Annotated in this window: 16 protein-coding genes; 3 read left to right on the top strand and 13 right to left on the bottom strand. The window is 33.6% G+C overall.

The features are described 5' to 3' along the window. Positions 1 to 5: 5 nt before the first annotated feature. Positions 6 to 440, bottom strand: coding sequence for an Hsp20/alpha crystallin family protein (locus ABRY23_01540; protein ID MFA3781729.1), 435 nt, complete (start codon positions 438 to 440; stop codon positions 6 to 8). A gap of 197 nt (positions 441 to 637) precedes the next feature. On the opposite strand from ABRY23_01540, the gene ABRY23_01535 reads away from it, so the two are divergent. Genes ABRY23_01535 through ABRY23_01525 form a run of 3 tightly spaced genes read left to right on the top strand, consistent with a single transcriptional unit; the run spans position 638 to position 3347 of the window. Then, on the top strand, positions 638 to 1423 hold the full coding sequence (locus tag ABRY23_01535; protein MFA3781728.1) for a biotin--[acetyl-CoA-carboxylase] ligase: 786 nt from the start codon (positions 638 to 640) through the stop codon (positions 1421 to 1423). Next, positions 1420 to 2184 carry a type III pantothenate kinase gene (locus ABRY23_01530; GenBank protein MFA3781727.1) on the top strand — a complete coding sequence of 255 codons (765 nt, stop codon included), beginning with the start codon at positions 1420 to 1422 and terminating at the stop codon, positions 2182 to 2184. Before ABRY23_01535 ends, ABRY23_01530 begins: the two co-directional genes overlap by 4 nt. Beyond that, on the top strand, positions 2181 to 3347 hold the full coding sequence (locus ABRY23_01525) for a cysteine desulfurase family protein (protein ID MFA3781726.1): 1167 nt from the start codon (positions 2181 to 2183) through the stop codon (positions 3345 to 3347). Before ABRY23_01530 ends, ABRY23_01525 begins: the two co-directional genes overlap by 4 nt. Before the next feature lies 1 nt (position 3348). On the opposite strand, the gene panC is transcribed toward ABRY23_01525, so the two are convergent. The 12 genes from panC to ABRY23_01465 all read right to left on the bottom strand — a co-directional run bounded on the left by panC (position 3349) and on the right by ABRY23_01465 (position 21318). After that, entirely contained in the window at positions 3349 to 4203 is an 855-nt protein-coding gene (gene panC, locus ABRY23_01520; protein MFA3781725.1) for a pantoate--beta-alanine ligase, read from the bottom strand. Positions 4204 to 4207: 4 nt separating this feature from the next. Further along, positions 4208 to 5047, bottom strand: a complete 840-nt coding sequence (gene accD, locus ABRY23_01515; protein ID MFA3781724.1) for an acetyl-CoA carboxylase, carboxyltransferase subunit beta — start codon at positions 5045 to 5047, stop codon at positions 4208 to 4210. A gap of 5 nt (positions 5048 to 5052) precedes the next feature. After that, positions 5053 to 5775 carry a DUF1573 domain-containing protein gene (locus tag ABRY23_01510; GenBank protein MFA3781723.1) on the bottom strand — a complete coding sequence of 241 codons (723 nt, stop codon included), beginning with the start codon at positions 5773 to 5775 and terminating at the stop codon, positions 5053 to 5055. Beyond that, positions 5772 to 6407 (bottom strand): tRNA (adenosine(37)-N6)-threonylcarbamoyltransferase complex dimerization subunit type 1 TsaB, encoded by a 636-nt coding sequence (gene tsaB / locus ABRY23_01505; protein ID MFA3781722.1) that lies wholly within the window; start codon positions 6405 to 6407, stop codon positions 5772 to 5774. Before tsaB ends, ABRY23_01510 begins: the two co-directional genes overlap by 4 nt. 3 nt (positions 6408 to 6410) lie before the next feature. Next, a complete protein-coding gene (gene tsaE, locus ABRY23_01500) occupies positions 6411 to 6839 on the bottom strand; it encodes a tRNA (adenosine(37)-N6)-threonylcarbamoyltransferase complex ATPase subunit type 1 TsaE (protein MFA3781721.1) in 429 nt (142 codons plus the stop codon). Then, positions 6839 to 8416 (bottom strand): response regulator, encoded by a 1578-nt coding sequence (locus ABRY23_01495; GenBank protein ID MFA3781720.1) that lies wholly within the window; start codon positions 8414 to 8416, stop codon positions 6839 to 6841. Before ABRY23_01495 ends, tsaE begins: the two co-directional genes overlap by 1 nt. A 16-nt stretch (positions 8417 to 8432) precedes the next feature. Next, positions 8433 to 15329 carry a cell surface protein SprA gene (gene sprA / locus ABRY23_01490; protein MFA3781719.1) on the bottom strand — a complete coding sequence of 2299 codons (6897 nt, stop codon included), beginning with the start codon at positions 15327 to 15329 and terminating at the stop codon, positions 8433 to 8435. 159 nt (positions 15330 to 15488) lie between these two features. Beyond that, complete coding sequence (locus ABRY23_01485; GenBank protein MFA3781718.1) at positions 15489 to 16178, bottom strand: metallophosphoesterase; 690 nt, start codon at positions 16176 to 16178, stop codon at positions 15489 to 15491. Positions 16179 to 16189: 11 nt separating this feature from the next. Then, entirely contained in the window at positions 16190 to 17536 is a 1347-nt protein-coding gene (locus ABRY23_01480) for an acetyl-CoA hydrolase/transferase family protein (protein MFA3781717.1), read from the bottom strand. Positions 17537 to 17556: 20 nt separating this feature from the next. Beyond that, positions 17557 to 18678, bottom strand: coding sequence for an alanine dehydrogenase (gene ald / locus ABRY23_01475; GenBank protein MFA3781716.1), 1122 nt, complete (start codon positions 18676 to 18678; stop codon positions 17557 to 17559). Between the two features lie 68 nt (positions 18679 to 18746). After that, positions 18747 to 19697, bottom strand: a complete 951-nt coding sequence (locus tag ABRY23_01470; protein ID MFA3781715.1) for a 2-hydroxyacid dehydrogenase — start codon at positions 19695 to 19697, stop codon at positions 18747 to 18749. 1 nt (position 19698) lies between these two features. Next, on the bottom strand, positions 19699 to 21318 hold the full coding sequence (locus tag ABRY23_01465) for a nucleoside recognition domain-containing protein (GenBank protein MFA3781714.1): 1620 nt from the start codon (positions 21316 to 21318) through the stop codon (positions 19699 to 19701). Between the last annotated feature and the right edge of the window lie 52 nt (positions 21319 to 21370).

Raw genomic sequence — 21370 nt, 5'->3', positions numbered from 1 at the left:
AGTAATTAGTTAATTTTTATTGTTTTGTTTTCATGTTTCGTGCTATCTAATCCAGAGATAAAAATTTCGAGTATACCATCGTTAATTTTCGCCTTAATATTATTGTAATCCAAATTTTCAGGTAAGATGAAGTCTCGCTTAAACTTACCGAAATATCTCTCTTTCAGCAAATATTCAGCGCTCTCGATTAAATCAGCTTCATTTTTCTTTTCACCTTCTACAGTTAAAATATTATCTTGCAATGTGATTTTAATATTTTCTTTTTTAACTCCAGGAACTTCTAAAAATATCTTTATATTGCCATATTCGTTTATTATATCTGCATTAGGAAAAAAATTTTGCTCAAAAAAATGGAAAGGAAATTTCCTGGAGCAATTATTTAAGTAACGCTGGAAATTATTTCTTATATCATTGTGTAGTTCGAAGAATGTATTTGTCATATTTCCCTCATAAAAAAAACATTACATTAAGTACAATTGTAATGCCATTTACGAAAAATTGCTAAGTTATTATAGATAAGGAAGTTACAATGATTTATGACAAACTACCTTTGTAAGCAAAATTGACTTAAAACTCGTGCATTAATACACTAAGTTGTTTTATTGTCAATAATTTTGTCAAAAAGGAACATATTGCTATGAAGAATGAATTAAATTTTTTTAATATTGAAGAATTTGATATTAAGCTTGATACAGAATTTATAGGCCGAAATTTTATTTACTGCGATGAAGTTGATTCCACAAACAAACTTTTGCTGGAAAGCAATGAATTTAATCAAAATGGTACGGTAGTCTTAGCAGAATATCAATCAAGTGGAAAAGGCAGACGAGAACGTACATGGGTAAGTAATAACGGTCAAAATTTGACATTCTCTATTTTGTTAAAAGATTTTACGCACGGCAAAAAAATTAATTTGTTCAATCTTGCAGCATCACTTGCAGTAAGCCATTCAATTGAAAATCTTTATCAATTAAAAGTAGAGTTAAAGTGGCCTAATGATGTATTGATAAATAGGAAAAAAGTCGCTGGAATTCTCTTAGAGTCTACTTCTAAAGGAAATAAAATAGAAAAATTGGTAATTGGAATTGGTGTAAATGTTAATCAGACAAATTTTCCGGGGAAGTTTGACATACCTCCTACTTCAATTCGCAAAGAGTTCAAAGAAATTGTTAGCAGAGAACGTCTATTAAGCGAAATCCTTAATAATTATGAAGCGCTAATTGCAAACATAAAATATGAACCGGAAAAGATTCTTAACGACTGGAAAATGAAATGTAACATGATAGGAGAAAAAGTAAAAATAACAGATGGAAAAGAAAGTAAGTACGGTATCTTTGAAGATATTGACCAAAATGGGTTTTTAATACTAAAAACTGGAGATAAAATTGAAACAATTCATTTTGGAGATGTGAGCTTAAGATGAAACTTCTTGCCTGCGATATTGGAAATAATTTTGTTAAGATAGGTTTATTTAACAAAAATAAATTGACAAAGTTTTTTTCTGAACGTACAGAAAATTTGACAATGTCATTTTTAACCGATGTCAAATTCGATGCAGTTGCAATTTCTTCTGTTGTACCACATGCTACTAAATTTTTAGAAAACTTCTTTAAAAAAAATTTTAATATTACACCTTTTGTTATCAATTCAAATGCTAAGTTTAATCTTCAGCTTGATTACGAAACACCTGAAACGTTAGGTACTGATAGAATTTGCGGTGCTGAGGGTGCATTCGAAATTTATTGCGAAAAATTTCAATCAAATGCTCTAAAAAAAAATGAATCAATTATTACTATTGATTTGGGAACAGCTACTACAATCAACGTTATACTGCCGCCAAATATCTTTTCGGGTGGAGTTATTTTGCCTGGGGTTGTTATGATGTCGAACTTATTAAATAAAAATACTGAGCAATTGCCAAATGTAAGTTTGAAAAGCTACAACAGTGTAATAGGAAAATCTACTCCTTCGGCAATTGCAAGTGGTATAGTTAATTCTACAATTGGAGCTGCGGCGCGCATTAATGATTTTCTTAAAAGGGAAAAAGGCGTAAAAAAAATTTATATATTTCTAACAGGAGGAAATTCAGCTTATTTTAAAAAAGTAATCTCTTTTGAAGTTTATTTTGTTAAAGACTTAGTACTAAGGGGCATTAAGTCTGTGTATGAAAGGAATCTCAAATGAAAAAAATTTATTTTGATAACGCTGCTACAACCCCATTACACCCAAAAGTGTTAGAAAAAATGGTACAATTTCTTAAGGAGGATTTTGGTAATCCTTCTTCGATTCATTCTTTTGGAAGAAAAGTCAGAGTTGCGATAGAAAAAGTTAGAGAAACAGTAGCTGAATTTATTAATGCCAAACCTTCGGAAATTTACTTCACAAGTGGTGGAACGGAGGCTAATAATTTTGTTGTATTTGGCATCGCTAATGCTAATTATATTGAAACTGGGTTAAAAGAAATAATAACAACAAAAGCTGAACATCATAGTGTATTAGATTCACTTCTTCAATTAGAAAAATTAGGCTTTTCAGTAAAATTTTTAGATGTGAATAAAACTATTAAAGTTGACTTGCAAACTGTTCAACAATTAGTAACCAATGAAACATCGTTGGTTAGCATAATTCATATTAATAATGAGACTGGTTCAATTAATGATATTAAAACTCTTGCATCAACCATCAAAAAAAATAATTTATATTTTCACACTGATGCTGTCCAAAGTTTTGGAAAAGTAAAAATAGATGTAAATGAACTTTTAATAGATGCACTTACAGCATCGGCGCATAAAATCAACGGTCCTAAAGGAATAGGTTTTGCTTATGTAAGGTCAGGGACTCCAATCTCACCATTAATCTATGGCGGAAGTCAAGAGCGCAATAGGAGAGGCGGCACTGAAAATGTTGCAGGTATTATTGGATTAGGAGAGGCTATTAATATTTTGAAAAATTCCAATGCTCATCAGAATTCTAATTATGAGTATGTATCTAAATTAAGAACAAGGTTTATAGAGGGACTAAGAACAATAGACAAAAATGGTTTAATTATAAATGGTGACGAGAATAATTTCCCTTATATTTTAAGTGTTACTTTTAGTTCAGAGTTTTACAATAACGACTCTGAAGCAATGTTAATGTATCTTGATATAAATGGCATCGCAGCATCTAATGGTTCTGCTTGTACTTCAGGTACACTGAAACCGTCGCATGTGATTTTAAGCAGCGGTAAATCATTAGAAGATGCAAATGGAACAATAAGGTTTTCGTTTGGATTAGAAAATACCCTTGATGAAGTTGATTATGCACTTGAGATAGTAAAAAAAATGACTGAGAAATTTAAGAAATGACTTAAATGGTAACTAGGATATTATCAATTAATCTTGTAGTTCCTATCCAACAAGCAACTAATACATAATAACTTTTACCCCGTTCAAGTGTATTAGAAATAGAAAAAGTAGTCTGTTCAACAATTTCAATATAATCGATTTTAGACGATTCAACAGAATTAATAATTAGTTGCATCTCTGTAACTATGCGTTCTTTATTTCTTTCACCACTGTTAATCAGTTTTTCAGCAAGACACAACGAATTATAAAGTACTAAAGCATCTCTCCTTTCCTTTTCATTAAGGTAAATATTTCGTGAACTCATAGCCAATCCATCTTGCTCTCTTACAATTGGCTCTATTGAAATTTCTATATCCATTTTCAAATCTGCTATCATTTGTTTGATAATTGCCGCTTGTTGAGCGTCTTTTTGTCCAAAAAAAACAATATCCGGCTTAACACAATTAAAAAGGATATTAACAATTGTTGTTACCCCCTTAAAATGTGCGGGACGAAAAGTACCCTCGAGAATTTGGGAAATTTTTTCAACTGTAACATAAGTTTGAAAGTTTTCAGGATAAATTTCAGAAGAACTTGGGTAAAAGATTGCATCAACGCCTTCACTTTGTAGCATCTTTTTATCTCTATTGAAATCACGAGGGTATTTATTAAAGTCCTCATTCGGTGCAAACTGAATAGGGTTTACAAAAATAGAAACAACTGTTGCATCAGATTTTCTTTTAGAAGCCCTAATTAGTGATATATGTCCTTCATGCAAATAACCCATTGTTGGGACAAATCCAATTTTATTATTTGCCCTTTTCAACTCACTTGAAAGCCGATGCATTTCTTTTACTGAAGAAATAACAATTGACATTTTGTTATGAGAGATAGTTAATTAAAAGAGAGAGTTTTTCTTTTAATTCTTTGCGGTTAACAATAAAATCGATAAAGCCGTTTTCGAGTAGGAATTCCGAACGTTGAAATCCTTCCGGCAAATCTTTACCAATTGTTTGTTTAATTACGCGCGGGCCAGCAAAACCAATTAAAGCCTTAGGCTCTGCAATTATTATATCGCCAAGCATTGCATAACTTGCAGTAACGCCGCCTGTAGTTGGATCAGTCAAAACTGATATAAATGGGATTTTAGCTTCCGCTAAGCGTGCAAGTCTAGAGCTTGTTTTTGCCATTTGCATTAGTGAATATGCGCCTTCCATCATTCTTGCACCGCCACTTTGACTAATAATAATCAGTGGCAATTTATCTTTATATGCTTCATCAATAGCTCTTGCTATTTTTTCACCTACTACCGAGCCCATGCTTCCACCGATGAAATTAAAATCCATACAACAAAAAACAACTTTCTTACCATTAATTTTTCCAATCCCTGTTTTAACAGCATCGTATAAATTAGTTTTTTTAATAGTAGATGCAATACGCTCTGAATATTTTTTTGTGTCTTCGAACTCAAGCGGGTCCGCGGATTGCATTTTTTTATTTAATTCTTTGAAAGAATTCTTGTCCAATAAAATTGAAATGTATTGGTCGCTCCCGATACGAAAATGATAATTACATTTTGAGCATGTCCACAAATTTAATTCGAGCTGCTTATTATGAATAATTTCACCACACTCTTCACATTTAGACCACTGGCCATCAGGTATGTCGGTTTTTTTACTATCTGGGGAAATATTTTGTTTAGACCTTTTAAACCAATTCATTTTATTTATCTCTTTTCAATATTTACGAATAAAGTTATTGTTGGATTTGGTGTATCAGGGTCATTAGTATATAAAGTAACGGTTCGTGCCAACTTACCTTCGCGATTAGAAGTGTCAAGTTCAATACGCAGACTGCCTCTTTCGCCGGGTTTAAGATTTTTACTGCTTAACAAGGCAGCTGTGCAGCCGCAAGACGTTCTAACATCATTTATAGTTAAATCACCTTCACCAGTGTTTGTAAAATTTATTATTGCAGTTACAATTTTACCTTCTTTTACATTACCAAAATCATATTCATTTTTCTCTAACTTTAAGTGAGGCATCTTTTGACTTTTAACTGCAGGTGAGTTTTTAGAAACTACTACTGCAGTAAAAGCAAGTCTAAGTTCTGGAGTTTTTGGATCATTAGAAAAAACGTAAACGAATTTCTGCTGCAAGCCTAACCTGCCAGCCGAATTAAATTCAACATTGATAGCTGTTTGTTCTCCGGGCTTAAGTTCTTTTTTTGCCGGTTCAGCAGCGGTACAACCACAAGAGGCTCTTACTTTATCTATTCTTAAGTCAGCATCGCCTTCGTTCTTAATAACAAAGCTTTCTTTAACGATTTGTCCCTCTACTAGTGTACCCAAATCCTTAGTAGAATTTATTGCTTTAATCTTGGGCAAATGATTTTGGGAATAAACAAAAGAAAAAGTCATTACAAACAATAACAAGAATAGTTTTTTCATAGTTTTACCCTCGTAACAAATTTTTTAAGGTAAAAAGGTTCCATATAATCATAGTTATAAGTTAATAAATCTTTACCAAATAAATAAGCCCATTCTGCCACATTGTTAGCTTTAAGATAATCGTCCGTTGAGTGCAAAACATTTCCAAATAATAGTTCGTCTTTACTAAGAATATCATTTAATATTTCTTTTTTTTCTAAATGAACTTGTTCTACTATACTATACATCTGATTTCTTTTTTGAAATCTACCAAAATAAACTTCCTCCATATTTGCAGTATTGGCAATTGCGTATTTAGTTGAATCAGGTAAAAACTTAGAAATATAATAAGCTATTGCTTCAAAAGTTGGTACAGGAATTATAGGCAGCTTTGCCCCAAAAGCAATACCTTTAGTGGCAGTCAAGCCGATTCTAAGTCCAGTAAATGAGCCAGGTCCAATAGACACAGCAATACTTCCAAGATTTCTTGTTTCCATGTTAAAAGTATCTAAAATTTGACGAACAACTGTTATCAATTTCTGCGAGTGAATGTGCTTTTGCTTTAAATTTATTTCAGAAAAAGTATTTTCGTTCAGCATTAACGCAACACTGCACAACTCAGAACTTGTCTCTATTGAAAGTATTGGGAGCATAATTCAATTATTTTTCTTTATTAATATTTCCCTCTTGTTTTCGTCAATATACTTTAAAAAAACTGTATAACATTTTTCAGGTAAAACTTCCGGAATTAGTTCAGCCCACTCAATAAAAACTATAGCGTTATTATCGTTCATATAGTCTTCAAATCCAATGTCATATAATTCAACAGTTTTTTTTATTCTATAAAAGTCGAAATGGTAAATTTTGTGATGGTTTGTGTATTCATTTACGATGGAGAAACTAGGACTTGATACAGCATTAATTTTGTAAGCAGAACACACACACTTAACAAAAAAAGTTTTCCCGGTACCGAGTTCACCATTTAAAAGAATTTTATCACCTGCTTTCAGCAACAAACTAAAATCCTCAGCCACTTTTTTCGTTTCACTTTCATCATTTACAACAGTTTGAAAGGGAAAGTTCATTAAGCTTTACTCTCCATAGTTATTACAGGTAAAATCATTTCTTCCATTGAAATTCCGCCGTGCTGAAAACTGTCTTTGTAATAACTTAGGTATTTATGATAATCTGTTGGATAAACAAAGTAATAATCTTCCTTAGCAATTATATAACTAATAGTCACGCCTCTTTTTGGCAATTTATAATCAGTAGGATTTTTAATAAATACGGCATGTTTATCATCTACTTTTAAATTTCTACCGAATTTAAATCTCAAATTTGTTGAAGCTTCTTTGTCGCCTAATACTTTTGAACCTCGCAAGGTTCTAATACTTCCATGATCAGTTGTAACAACAACTTTTGCGTTTGGAATAGTTGCTATTGCTTTAAATGTTCCTAATAATGACGAATGCTGGAACCAACTGCTTGTTAATGAGCGGTAGGCAGATTCATCTGGTGCAATTTCTTTGAGAATATCAGAGTCTGACCTGCCATGAGCAATCATATCCAAAAAATTCACAACTACAGCAAAAAGATGAGTCTTCTTGTGTGATAATACATTTTGTTCAAATGCTCGGCCGACTTCAGGGTCAATAATTTTCATATATTTCAATTCACTATTGAGCGAAATTCTTTTTCTGTCAATAAGTAATTGTAAAAGTTCTTTCTCATACTTGTTCATGCTATTTTCGTCTTCTTTGCCTGAAGGCGTCCACAATTCAGGATAGTATTTTTCAATTTCAGATGGGTATAAACCACTAAAAAGTGAATTTCTTGCGTACGGCGTTGCAGTAGGTAAAATTGAATAGTAGTATGATTTTTCTATTGTAAAGTAATCTGATAAAATTTTTTCCATAATTAACCATTGGTCTAACCGCAAGCAGTCAATAACAATATAAAAAAGCGGGCCATCAAAACTCTTTAATGTGGAGAGTACATACTTTTCTGTTATCACTGGTGTTAAGTCGGGTTTATCCTCAACTTCGTCATTAACCCATAATTTATAATTTCTTTCAACAAATTTAGAAAATTCTTTGTTGCACTCTTTAATTTGTTCGTACAAAGTTTGTTTTAGGTCGACTTCAGGGTGAACATCAAGTTCCATTGACCAATTAACCAGCTTAAGGTATATTTCAATCCAATCTTCATAATCTGGATTTAACGACAACTTCCTAGATATCTCATTAAAATCTTGCAAGTAATCCTTAGCTACATACTCAACAGAAATTTTTTTGCTTTCTAAAAATTTTTTGCAGACCATAAGTATTTGAGAAGGATGCACAGGCTTAATTAGATAATCGCTGATTTTACTGCCAATAGCATCGTGCATCAGTGTTTCTTCTTCGCTTTTTGTAACCATTACGACCGGAACTGTTGGATTAATTTCCTTAATTTGTGATAAAGTCTCAAGACCGCCTAAGCCGGACATCATTTCGTCAAGAAAGATTAAATCGTAAGAATTTCTTTTAAGTTCAGCGATAGCATCTTCACCGTTTGTAACTGTTTCAACTTCATAACCTTTTTCGTTCAAAAAAATTATATGCGCTCTTAGAAGCTCAATTTCGTCATCAACCCATAATATTTTATTTTTTTTTGTAACCAATTTAACTCCTTCTTTCTTATTGAATAGCAATATGCAAATCAACACCGGCTTCATTTGTAGTGGTAGGGGGAATTCTTGAAGCACCTTCCGGCTCTACGGTGGTTCGTTTATAAAAAATAGTCATTGTAACTCTTGAACTCATAACGTACTTAATCTGTGGTTGAATTATTGTGCGAACAGTACCATCCTGCGGTATACCATTTTCCTTAAAGTTATCCATTTCATAAAGCACACTAGAATTTCTTCCACTCGTGTAACTTAAAGATATTTCAATATCGTTCTTTAATGAAATACCAAAAATAGGCAATTCAAAACCGGATTTATTGTAACTTGCTGTAAAATTAATATCTTTTGAGAGTGATTCAGTTATATTTCTTGTTGACACGCCAAGTGAGTAAGAATTTTTTATTGTAAATCTAAAACTACCATTAATAACACCGCCTAATATTTTATTAAATTGAAACGTAACACCCAGTAAAGGAGAAAATCCATAATCGACCTTTTGACTTTGAACTTCTTTAATTCCATCAGGGTTAATTTTCCAGCCCTCGCTGTATGTTGAAGTATAAGCATGTTGAATTGATACTCTGTTAGCAAAACTTAAAAATGGAAATTTTTCTAAACCGCTCCACGAAAAATTCCAGTTTGGTCTGGGCAAATATTTTAAAAATTTTGATAGAAAAGAAACTTTCGACAAAATTGAGAAGGACTCAAACCCTTCAACAAAGGCATCAGATAAGCTTTGGTTCAAGTTAGCAGCTCTTCTATCATAAAGTTCATCTACTTTTTTAATGCCATTGTTAAAGAATAAGAAAGGAGGAAAACTTAAAAATGATCTGTCAATTGTCCCTGTTGAAGTAAGATTATTAATTGTAATATTTCCAAGGGAATCAGTACTCAATGAGGTAATTTTATTAATTCCCCAACTAACGTTCCAGCTTATATCGAGTTGGGCGCCTTCCCAAAGTGGTCGTGATGTCTTAATGTCAATTTGATTTTTATATGTAAAATTATCTTGCAAGCTACCATTTGGAGCTCTAGCGCCAATATTGTTAGACAAGCCAAGCATAAATAGCCTTGACGGTCCATTGTAAGTACTTTGTGTAAAACCCCAAAAATTTTTAAAACCTGTCCCAGTGCCGGCTATCCCGCTTCCACTTAATCCACTTTGATTGCTAAAGTTTATGCTAATTTGGTCATAATCAAGCAGCAGCCATTTAATTCCAAGTTTCAAATATTCTAAGGGCTGTAAAAGGCTGAAACCACCTGATGATTGTGTGCTAGTAGTATCTTCTTCAAGCTGATTTTTATTAGAATCATCTTCTAACTTTTTTTCTGGGCTAATATTTTTATCTACATCTTTGCCTTGTCCCGTGGGGCGAGGCACACCTCTTCTGCCTTCTCTTCTTCCAGTGGTGTGCTGCGTGCGATTCGTCTGCATATTCTCGGAAGTATTCTCTCTAAACAAGGGTGCAAAAATTGATTTTAATCTTATAGATAAATTAGCATTGAGTCTGCTAGAGTATCCAGCACTTCTGCCTAAATTTTCTTGTCGAAAATCATTTTGCCAGGCATAAGAAACAGTGTAACCCGCACTCAATGTAATATACCTATTTAAATCAAAAAGTGAAGGAAGTCTTGGGTTTGCTTTTAAATCAAAACTTTGTTTAAAACTGTAGTCTTCTCCAAAAAATGCCCCATGAAAAATATCGTACCAAATATCACTTTCTGGTCTGTCAACATTATCCTTAGTTAATAGATAAGCTAAGGATGAAGATATATCAAAGTTATAATTTAGCCCTAAGTTCAGCAGCCCGCCTTCTGTTAAAGTCCAACTAAAGCCTGCTGACCTGGTGGTAGTAAAATCCCTTTGGATATTTGGTTTAGAAATTAAAGTGCGCGATGCAGAAAATTCTTCTCTTCTTGAAGCTGTTACAGAAAAATTTAAAGAAGAAGGTGCAAAATATATTTTTAGATTTTTGTAATCTGAAAAAATGGAAAGTATATCGCCTATTAAAGGAATTCTAGCAGGTTCAAAATATAAGTCACGACTCAAATTTACCGAGTAATTCATGCTTGCGTTCCATATCCACTTTTCGTTTTTAAAGATTGTTGGTGTTCTGCCATAAGACTTGTTATAGTTAAATCCAAAGCTTAAGTTATTAAAAGTATCTCTTACATACCATAAATCAGTTGGGATTTTAATTTTAACATTAGATAAGCTCCATGTTTCAGAAACGGAAACAGATTGAGAAATAGCTTTAATATTATCTATGGCTGCTTTTATTTCAGCAGGGTCGGTGCCTTTAGCTTCTAATTGCCTTTGAATTTGATTTTGTGATTCAACAACACTTATGTCTGTGCCAGGAATATATAACGGATTAGTTGTTTGTTCGTTTCTTTGATAGCTTACTTGAAGATTACTGCCAGGCAGATTAAATGGGATTAACTTAAGCAAATCCAAATTAACTGCTAAACCCCAGCTTCTGCTATCCTGCCTTGAACCAAAACGGTCAGGTAATTTATGAAAATAAGGATTAGTTTGACTAATATTAAAATTAACACTCATAAGGTCTGCCATCTTAAAAGAAGCACTTGCACTATATGCCCAGCCCGGCGTATCATTGGCACCCAGAACCCTCAATTCGTTTATCCAAATACTTCCTGAAACTTTTTGGCCAATCGGGCCAATGTTAGGGGGATTCATAATACCAATAGTAAAATAAGAGATTCTAGTTAAAGTTGGGTTGCCTCGTACTCCGTAAAAATGCCCTTCTTTACCTGGCACAGGCACAATATATTCTTTAGTAATTTGAGCACTGTCTCTTGCTTGTTTAATTGCAGTTAGTTCAGAAAATAAAATATCAACTTCGCTCCAGTTCCTTTCAGCTAAATTAGGTCGCAATGGCTGCTTATATTCATAATAGTTAAGTGAATCTGACCCAAATCTAATGTAAACGTCGGCACCATAATCAGTAATATCCTTAAAATAAGAGACACTGCCAGGACTATCATTATCATCTGTATGAATAAATAATTTCATTTGTTTATAGTTGAAAACATCTAATTGCTTATATAAGTAACGAACAACTTCCCTTTTATCTCCGTCTTCAAGATTTTTAATTATCAAATCGAGCGACTGTTCATTTTTATAAATATTTTGATTAGCCTGAGTGCTTTGCGCCCTGTCTAATTCTCTTACCACACCTGGTGGTGAATAATATTCAGGATTATCTTCAATGTTCACAGTAGAAATAGTTAGCACAGTATCTTCAGCTGTTACTTTAGGCGGGTTCAGCACTTTTTGCCATTGATTACCAACCAAATTCATTTCTGCTAATCTTATGTGAATAGGCGAATCTGCACCCTGAATCCAGAAGCGCATAGTTTCAACAACCGATAAGGTTGGGTTACCTACTTTTTTAACATAATCTTTAAGGGGTATTCTAATTAAATACCAATGGTCATTATCGCCGCCTCCTTGAATAAAAGGATTGGTTGCACGATTTGTATCAATTGGTATTTCATATCTAAAAAAACTGTTTACTCGGTCAAGAGTAAAATTACCATTTAAGTCTTCAGTATCAGGAATTCTGCCTTGGTCAGAAGAATTACCATTACCCTCTGTTCCGTTAACTTGTGAGTAGTCAGTGTTCTGACCAGACAGCTGAAATTTAAAATTATCGCCACTTGGATCTGGATTATTTACTGGGTCATAACCCGGCTCATCCTGATCAACAAGGCCATCAATTCCAGTGTCTTCACCTACATCTAATAGTCCGTTGTTGTTTTTGTCTTCAGTGTCTAATACACCATTAGGAATAACATCTTCACTTATTTGGCCTAAGTCAATATTTAACTTTGCACCCTGTGGTGCTTGCGATACTTTCATCCAGAATTCAATAAAGTCTATATTTTCATCAGTTAAGTTGTTAGCAGTTGATGAAAGCAAAGTCATCATGCCGCCCCAATTTTTTGTCTTATCGCTAAGGTCCGGCGTCCAATTATAATAACCTTTTACAGTAGGTAAAAATACAAGGTCTAATGCCGGTATTTGTGATTGCTCGGGCGTTGCCGCTTGTTTACGATTTCCATAAATAGCTTTAATTGTTACATCTGATGGTGTATGATTAAACCAATAAGTCTTAGCCTTGTAATTAATTTGCTGCTTTTCTGGTAAATTACCTATTATTTGTAAGTCAGTTGGTACACTTATATCGTGCCAGTTCGTATAGTTTAATCCAATTGGAATTATTTTTTTTGCACCTTCAAAATCGTCTATATAGGCTATACTTTGTCCTCCGTCACTTGCTATTGTACTTTTTTTAGTGTTGGGGTCGGGATTCATATACGCCCATTCACCCTTAAGAGAAAGATTCGACATTGTACTAGTAGAAAATATATTATCGAGCGCTTTTGTTAAAAATGGTAAATTTATACTTGTTTGAAAATCTACCCCAAAAATTGAGTTGTTTAATGGTTCCTCGCCTATTCTAACTTTATCACTTAAAGTCTGTTGATTTAAGTTTAGGAAAGAAAAACCAAGCGAAGTTTCTTTATTAAATTGATAAATCCCTCTAAAACCTAACAATGTCTTTGAAGCTAATTGAAACAGGTCATTTTGTTCATAAGTAATTTTAAGGTCAGCGCCAGGTACTAAAGCCTCTGGTTTACGAATAATAATTTGTCCAACATTATAATCGACCGAATAGTCTGTTCCTTCGTGGAGCTGGTTACCGCCAAGAAAAACTTTTACAGAGTTTTCTACGACATTGAATCCAATATTAAAAGTTGAAGAAACAGAAGCAGAGTATTCACCGGTAATTAAAAACTTATCTTTTGATACATCCTGCCTGGCATAAGTAACTGTTGTATCGTATACTGACTGGTATCGAAGAGAATCTGGAAGATTAGAAGGAAAATCTTTGCCAAAAGGCTCGAGAACCGGGAAAATTATTTCTCCTGTTGAAGGGATAATTGTATTTGAATTAAAGTCAAAATTACCATCTGGACCACCGGTACCGCTTGCATCTGTTTTGTCTAATCCAAAAGCTTGAATCAATTTTACACCGTTATAATCACTTTGAGGCTCTTGCCCTTCTTTTCTATATTGAATATCTAATTTAAATCCTTCTTGCTTAATATCTCTCCCGCCAATTGGATAAATGTTTTTTAATTGCAGCTTCCATGCCTTTTTAAATTGAGGTTGTAGATTAGGAGGTTTAACCAGCAATAAAACAATTCTTGCGGTAGAATCGGTGCCAACATCATTAAGGAATTCACCAAAGTAAACATCATCGGAGTTTGAACTTGTTGGGCCTTGCATTTGAAACGCTACAGCAATTGCATCTTGGTCTTGTATTTGAGTCTTAAAACTTATAAAACCAGTATATGGGTGAATATCGTAATCTACTCCAGGCTGTAATAGTTCCCATCTACGGTTAATTTCCTGGATACCTGGTATTGTTAATTGAGTACTGTCTCGCCATTCTTTACTGTATAACTGACCACCTTTTCTACGCGGTAAATTAATAAAAGCATTGCCCGCTCTTTTTGTACCGCTTGTATATCCTGTAGCTGTTTTCCAAACTTCAATATTTTTTACGTAGATAGAATCAATCCGTATTGGTACTGCATTGTTGTAGTATTTATTAAAAACATTCAAATTGGGATCAGTATAAAGTTCATGGATGAAAAAATGATTTTGGGAATAATTATAGGCGTGAAGTTCAAAAGTCTGTGATTTTGCTCCACCTGTAACAGAAACTTCTTGTACTTCACTTTTCTTTTGAGAAGCAAGGGCAGTTAAAGTAAAAGGTCCCATCTTAAACAATGCCTTAACTCCAAACAATGCCTCACTGCCGCCAACAAGTGGAGAAGTTTGTAAAGATACGTTACCAGCTTCCACGCTTTGTACTATTTCATCCTCGTAACCAGTATATTTTATTTTCAATTGGTTCTCATACTGAAATTGCCTTTCCGTGTTCCAATCAGCTGATAAATTTAATTTATCCCCTATTGTTCCACTCAAATTTATTTGTACTTGTTGTTTAAAGTCCGGCTCGTTTCTCGTATTACCCAAAAGTGATGTGGTAATGCCAGAGGTAGTTTCGTTTCGCCAAGCACCATGAATATCAACCGCACCATTTATTCTAAGGCTAATTTTAGGTGGACCAAAAATACTAAGGAACGAAGTACTAGGAAGAGGTATTTCTATATTAGTAATATTCGTAATAAGTTGACTTAAATCCTGTTTACTACTTTTCAGTTCATATTTGTAACCAATATCTTGCCATAGGTTACGATTTATTGCTTTCATTCTCATTTCAATGTATTGTGAAAGAGGTATAGTTAACTTAGGTTTTATTTCTTCACCAGCTATTTTCTCGGTAATAACTACATTATTTCCTGTTGAATCTAAAGCTACAGTCCTTTGAAACAATGATTGAGATGGATAGACAAAAAAACTTGAAGGCTTTTTAGGATTAAATTCAATGTAAGGCTCATCCTCGCGCTGATAATGAAAATACTTTAATCTTGCTGTTGAGTCGGTAGATAGTGAATCAATCCTGCGCAATGAATCTCTTATTGCTTTATTCAGCAGAGAATCAGCAATGGCTTTCTTTGTTGTATCGCTTTTAGTTGTATCAGGAAACAAAGGTAGATAATTTGTCCCCTGTTGAATATTATTAGTTAATTTTGAATTTGATGCCAATAATATGGAATCTAAGTTTTTAAGAACAGATAAGGAATTTTCATTTGAATTTCTCAACTCATTTAATTTTGACCAGTAGTTATAAGAAGCGTTAAACAATGTGGTATTATGGTTAGTTATGGTTGACTGGCGAGTAAAGCCAAAGGACAACACTAAAATAAAAATAAAAAAGGGAAACAAAACTATTTTGATTCCCAAGGCTATTATATTTAGAAACTTAGAGAAAATGGTAAACCTAAATATTATTGACAAATATTTGTAAAATTTATCTTTACAACCTCCAATTTGTTTAGCGCCGTCGAAAATTATTACATTATAAAATATTTTTCAAACAACGAAGTAATAAAAATTTCTACCTTAAATTATATCTTTAAGATTAGTTTTCTCCTCAATTGTATCTACTATTTTATTCCCATGAACAATTACAGCGCTTAATTTATTTCCCACACAAGCACCTGTATCAATATAAATAGCATTTGATTCTTCTACAAAAGTAAGTTCAGTTTGTTTAGTATGACCAACAACCTGCAGCTTGCCCAAGTTCAATAGCGGGTCACGAGTCCATAAAATTCCTCTTTCATTTTTTAAATCATTCTCAATATACGTCTTAAGAATTTCTAAATTAGCTCTGAATGTAGGAGGCAGCATATTTTCGTACATTTGAGATATGCCAGCGTGAGAAATAAAACAATCGTCTAAATTATAATAAAGCGGTGCTGATTTAATTATTTCAATATGTTCAAAAATTTGGTTTTCGTTTTTTTCATAAGATAGCAAGGTAGTCTCGTTGCCGTTAAAAAACCATGATTTAGCAAAAATGCTTGAAGGCTCTTTAAAAAAATGATAAAACATATAGTCGTGGTTGCCTGGTGTAAACAATATTTTTTTTTCGATTACAAAATTAATTACCTCACGACTGTAGTTCCCCCTGTCAACTAAATCTCCTACAGTAAAAACTTGTATTTGCGGGTAACTATTTACAATCTTCTTATACAAAGCTTCTAAGGTATAATAACACCCGTGAATATCACCAATAATAGCAATCATTAGAAATAATTTTAGATATGATAATTTTTTTTAGCAAATTCCCATAATTCATCTCTAAACTTAGGGTGAGCAATCTCAATTAAAGCACGAGCTCTTTCCTGAATAGATTTGCCAAATAAGTTTACCGCACCGTATTCTGTAACCACATAATGTACATCCCCGCGAGAGGTAACAACGCCAGCACCAGGTTTTAGCATTGGAACTATTCTGGACACTTTAAAATCTTTTGTTGTAGATGGCAAAGCAATAATAGGTTTCCCACCTTTAGAGTGTGCCGCCCCTCTTACAAAATCAACTTGACCGCCTATACCTGAATAAAATTTTGTTCCTATAGAATCAGCGCAGACTTGACCTGTCAAGTCAATTTCAATAGCTGAATTGATTGCAACCATGTTATCATTTTGAGCTATGATGAAAGGATCATTTACATATTCTTGCGGGTGGAATTCTATAATGGGATTATTATCAATAAAATTATAGGATTTTTTAGTGCCAAGGCAAAAGCCGGCTACAATCTTCCCGCGATGCAAAGTTTTTCTTTCACCGTTTATAACACCTTCTTCTACAAGTTCCACAATTCCATCACTAAACATTTCGGTATGGACACCTAAATCATTTTTATTCTTCAAATATTTTAGCACTGAATCTGGAATTGCACCTATGCCCATTTGCAATGTAGCGCCATCATCAATCATATTAGCTATGGTTTGACCTATTTTATCGTAAACCTCTAAAATTTCCGGTGATGTATCTGGATCGACCTGAGGCAATTCCATTAACGGGACATCAACTTCAACAATAAAATCTATTTTATTAACGTGAATGAAACTATTACCTAAACCGCGCGGCATGTTTTTATTGACCTGAGCAATTACACATTTTGCCTTTTCTGCTGGAGTTTTAATATTTCCCACATCAATACCATAACTACAAAAACCATGTTCATCTGGCGGCGATACATGAATTAATGCAACATCAGCTTTAAGTATTTCTTTCTTAAATAACATTGTAACTTCAGAAAGAAAAATTGGAATAAATTCAGCTCTACCTTCGTTTACTGCTTGTCGAGTGTTGGCTCCAATAAAGAAAGCCATATGCTTAAAATGCTTTTCCATGCCAGGCTGAACGTATGGGATGTTGCCGACTACAAGGATGTGGTAAATAGATACATTGCTTAACTCATCCTTCCTAGCAACCATTGCATTTATTAATTCTAATGGTGCTGCGCAACCAGGTTGCACAACAATATTATCATTCGATTTGATTACTCTCACTGCTTCTTCGGCAGTAACAATTTTTGAATGATATTTTTTTATCCAAGGAGCATTCAGCGGCTTGCTAATTCTTATTTCGTCCATTGTCATAATTAAATGTAAAATTAATTTGTTGAAAATAAATGCAACCTTCTATACTCAACATTAAATGTTTCGGCAATTGTCTCATTCGAACAAAAACCATTATAAGTGCAAACTCCTTTCGCAAGTCCGGAATCATTTAACAATGCATTGGTTAGACCATTGTCAGCTATTTCCAATATATATTCCAAAGAAGCATTTGTCAATCCAAAAGAGGCAGTTCTAGAGACTAAGGCAGGTATGTTAGGCACACAGTAATGAATTACATCGTGAAGTACAAACACAGGTTCTGAAATTGTAGTTGGCCTGCTCGTTTCAACACAGCCTCCTTGATCAATAGAGACATCAATCAACACGGCTCCTTTTTTCATTGTTTTAACCATTTCTTCGCTAACAATATTAGGAGCCTTTTCAGCTTTTATTTGAACAGCACCAATAAACACATCGGCAAATTTGACTCCTCTTGCAATTGTAGATGGATTTGCAGCAACGGTAGTAATGTTCTTAGAAATATTCGTTTCAATTCTTCTTAATCTTCTTAAATCTTTATCTAAAACAATTACATGAGCCCCTCGTGCATAAGCCGATCGTGCTGCATTAAAACCAACTATACCCGCGCCTAAAATTACAACCGCAGCTGGGGCAACTCCAGTAATTCCTCCCATTAAAATTCCTCTTCCATTTGGGATATCGCTGCTTAAATATTTTTCACCAATTTGAATAACCAGCTGACCAGCAATTTCACTCATCGATTGCTGAATAGGTATTTGTTCCCCTTTTTCTATTAATTCGTAAGCAATTGCTGTAATTTTTTTCTTTAGCAGTTTGTCAATTATATTTTTTTTACCTACAGCAAGATGAAGAAAAGAAAATATTATTTGCTCATCTTGCATCATATCGACTTCCTCATCGGTCAATGGTGCAATTTTTACTATTAATTCTGCTCTTTGATAAACCTCTTCTGCAGTATAAACAATATTAGCGCCGCATTTTGCATATTCTTCATCTAAAAAATGACTTTCGTAGCCAGCACCAGTTTGAATGAAAACCGAATGACCAGATTTAACAAGTGCATCTACACCCGCTGGTGCAAGTGCCACTCTTTTTTCTTCACGGTGTGTTTCTTTTGGAATACCTATCCTCATTTTTTATATTTTTTTTGTTCAACTTACTTATAAATCTTTTTACTTCCAAGCAAAGAGTACATTATTAATTAAACTGGGGTTAAAGCTTTTTTCCCTTTAAGCACCGCAATTACATTTTTAGCTGCGAGTTCTGCCATTTTACTGCGAGCTTCAAAAGTTGCACTCCCAATATGTGGCAGCAATACAACATTATCTAAACGAAATAATTCGTGTTTTATCTGCGGTTCATTCTCATACACATCAAAGCCAGCAGCAAATATTTTTCTTTTTACTAACATTTCAATTAATGCTTTCTCGTCGACAATTTCACCTCTCGCTGTATTGACAATTATAGCATTTGGACGAGCTAGCTTTAAATTATTTCTATTTAACAAATGATAGGTAGATTCAGTTAACGGAAGATGAATAGATATGATGTCACTTTTTTTCAAAAGTACATTTAAGCTTACTCTTTTTGCTGATGCATATTTTTCAATATATGGGTTACGAGTTTTATCGAAGTAAATCACTTTAGTGCCAAAGGATGTGAGTCTTTTGGCAACTTCAGTCCCAATTCTGCCTGCTCCAATTATTCCTGCTATTTTGTTTCTTAATTCAAATCCTAAAAAAAGTTTTGGCTTCCAGCCTTTAAATTTACCGGCTCGAGTAAATCTATCCGAAACCACAATATGCCTAACACATGCAAGAATTAGTCCCAAAGTTAAATCTGCAGTTGAATCTGTTAATATACCAGGGGTATTCGTAACAATAATTCCTTTTTTCTTTGCATATTCAACATCAATGTTATTATAGCCGACAGCGTAATTTGCTATTACTTTGCAGTTAGTCAGATTATCAATAAACTCTTTGTCAATCTTTTCAGTCAGCAGCGATATAATTCCATCAACATTTTTAGATTTTTCCAGTAAAATTTTACGTGGAATGGGCTGGTCCTGTTGATAAACATCAACTTCAAATTTGTGCTTAAGGAGTAAATGTTCGGCAATTTCAGGTATTTTTCTAGTAATTAGGACTTTCATTTCAACCAAACAACAATTTTACGATAAACAATGCGCCAAGAATTCCTGCGGCATCTGCTAATAAACCTGCAGCTACTGCATGCCGAGTTTTCTTAATATTTACCGACCCAAAATAAAGAGCAAGAACATAAAAAGTAGTTTCTGTACTTCCCATTATTGTAGAAACTAGAATTCCAATAAATGAATCAGGGCCGTGCACAGATATTATTTCAGTCATAACCCCCAAAGAGCCGCTCCCAGATAGCGGTCTCATTAAAGCCATTGGCAAAGCTTCTGCCGGCATTCCTATTAAATTGGTAATTGGACTTATAGCAGCTACCAGAAAATCCATTGCGCCACCAGCGCGAAATATTCCAATGGCAATTAGCATAGCAACTAAATAAGGAATAATACGGACTGCAACATTAAATCCCTCTTTTGCTCCTTCTACAAAAGATTCATAAATCTTAACTTTTTTCACCGCAGCATACACAACAAAAACAATTATTATAGCTGGTATGGCAATTACTGAAAAAAGTTGAATAAACCTTTTAACAAAGTCGACGTTCAAAAAAGTAATTGAAGAAAATGAATGAGTAATAACTAACGCAGTTAAAACAAAGATAACGCCTGCAAAAGTAATAATTAGTTTAACATTTCTTTTAAACCAATTGATAAAGGAGAAATTAGGTATGTAAAACTTTTCTAAAATTTTTGCTGAAATTATTCCTGTAATAGTGGCACAACTTGCACCAAAAAAAGAAGTACCAATAATTATGGCAGGGTCACTGCTGCCGGCAGCTGCTCTAACAGCAATTGCTGTGGCTGGTATTAAGGTTAAGCCAGCAGTGTTTATAACAAGAAAAGTACACATTGCATTTGTAGCTTCTCCTTTATTCGGATTAAGTGTATCTAAATCTTCCATAGCTTTAAGTCCAAATGGAGTTGCTGCGTTTCCTAATCCAAGCATATTAGCAGAAATATTCATTAACATAGAACCAATGGCTGGATGGTCGTGCGGAACATCAGGGAATAAAAACTTTGTAACTGGACGAACAGCATTTGATAATTTTTTTATTAATCCTGCCTCCTCACCTATTTTCATAATACCAAGCCAGAGAGCCATAATACCAATTAAACCTAATGCAATGTTCACTGCAGTCTTCGCATAATCAATTGCAGCATTTGTAACTTCTTTCATTTTAACAAAAGAAATGTCCTCTAATCTGAGAGCTGCAGTATACTTTAATGAATCAATTTTTTCTTGAACAGCCAATTCACCACTTAAGTCTTCTTCCTTTCCGTTTACTTTTGCCATTTGTTTCCAAAAATTTGGAGTAGCATTATCTACTGTAAAGTATACTGCATATTTTTTTGTCTTTGAATCGTAAGTTAGCCTACAGCTTTGCTGAAAATCATCATTTATTTTATAATCATAAAATTTAGAAAAAGTATCTGCCAATACTTTAATTTTTGCTGAGAATTGTTTTTGGCTTTTTAATTCGTCAGCTTTATCTAAAATCAACTCGCATTGCATAGTTTTACCATTCTTGTATTTATTGTTTACTTGGTCAACAATATCAAGCGAAAGTGCAGTACCAATCCCCAACAACAGAAGGGCAAGCCAGATGTAATTTAGCATCAGATTAGTCCATAAATTATTATATTTTTTTTGCAAATTATAAATTATTAAC

The organism is Melioribacteraceae bacterium 4301-Me, from assembly GCA_041538185.1.
Taxonomy (GTDB): Bacteria; Bacteroidota; Ignavibacteria; order Ignavibacteriales; family Melioribacteraceae; genus Pyranulibacter; species Pyranulibacter aquaticus.
The sequence above is the reverse complement of the archived record's forward strand: the minus strand, read 5'-3'. Positions and strand labels throughout refer to the sequence as shown.

Coding starts and splice junctions, on each gene's coding strand:
- ABRY23_01470 (MFA3781715.1), bottom strand. CDS start 19,697: ATGAAAGTCCTAATTACTAGAAAAATACCTGAAATTGCCGAACATTTA.
- panC (MFA3781725.1), bottom strand. CDS start 4,203: ATGTCAATTGTTATTTCTTCAGTAAAAGAAATGCATCGGCTTTCAAGT.
- ABRY23_01525 (MFA3781726.1), top strand. CDS start 2,181: ATGAAAAAAATTTATTTTGATAACGCTGCTACAACCCCATTACACCCA.
- ABRY23_01465 (MFA3781714.1), bottom strand. CDS start 21,318: ATGCTAAATTACATCTGGCTTGCCCTTCTGTTGTTGGGGATTGGTACT.
- ABRY23_01535 (MFA3781728.1), top strand. CDS start 638: ATGAAGAATGAATTAAATTTTTTTAATATTGAAGAATTTGATATTAAG.
- ABRY23_01510 (MFA3781723.1), bottom strand. CDS start 5,775: ATGAAAAAACTATTCTTGTTATTGTTTGTAATGACTTTTTCTTTTGTT.
- ABRY23_01540 (MFA3781729.1), bottom strand. CDS start 440: ATGACAAATACATTCTTCGAACTACACAATGATATAAGAAATAATTTC.
- ABRY23_01480 (MFA3781717.1), bottom strand. CDS start 17,536: ATGGACGAAATAAGAATTAGCAAGCCGCTGAATGCTCCTTGGATAAAA.
- tsaE (MFA3781721.1), bottom strand. CDS start 6,839: ATGAACTTTCCCTTTCAAACTGTTGTAAATGATGAAAGTGAAACGAAA.
- ABRY23_01485 (MFA3781718.1), bottom strand. CDS start 16,178: ATGATTGCTATTATTGGTGATATTCACGGGTGTTATTATACCTTAGAA.
- ABRY23_01530 (MFA3781727.1), top strand. CDS start 1,420: ATGAAACTTCTTGCCTGCGATATTGGAAATAATTTTGTTAAGATAGGT.
- tsaB (MFA3781722.1), bottom strand. CDS start 6,407: ATGCTCCCAATACTTTCAATAGAGACAAGTTCTGAGTTGTGCAGTGTT.
- accD (MFA3781724.1), bottom strand. CDS start 5,047: ATGAATTGGTTTAAAAGGTCTAAACAAAATATTTCCCCAGATAGTAAA.
- ald (MFA3781716.1), bottom strand. CDS start 18,678: ATGAGGATAGGTATTCCAAAAGAAACACACCGTGAAGAAAAAAGAGTG.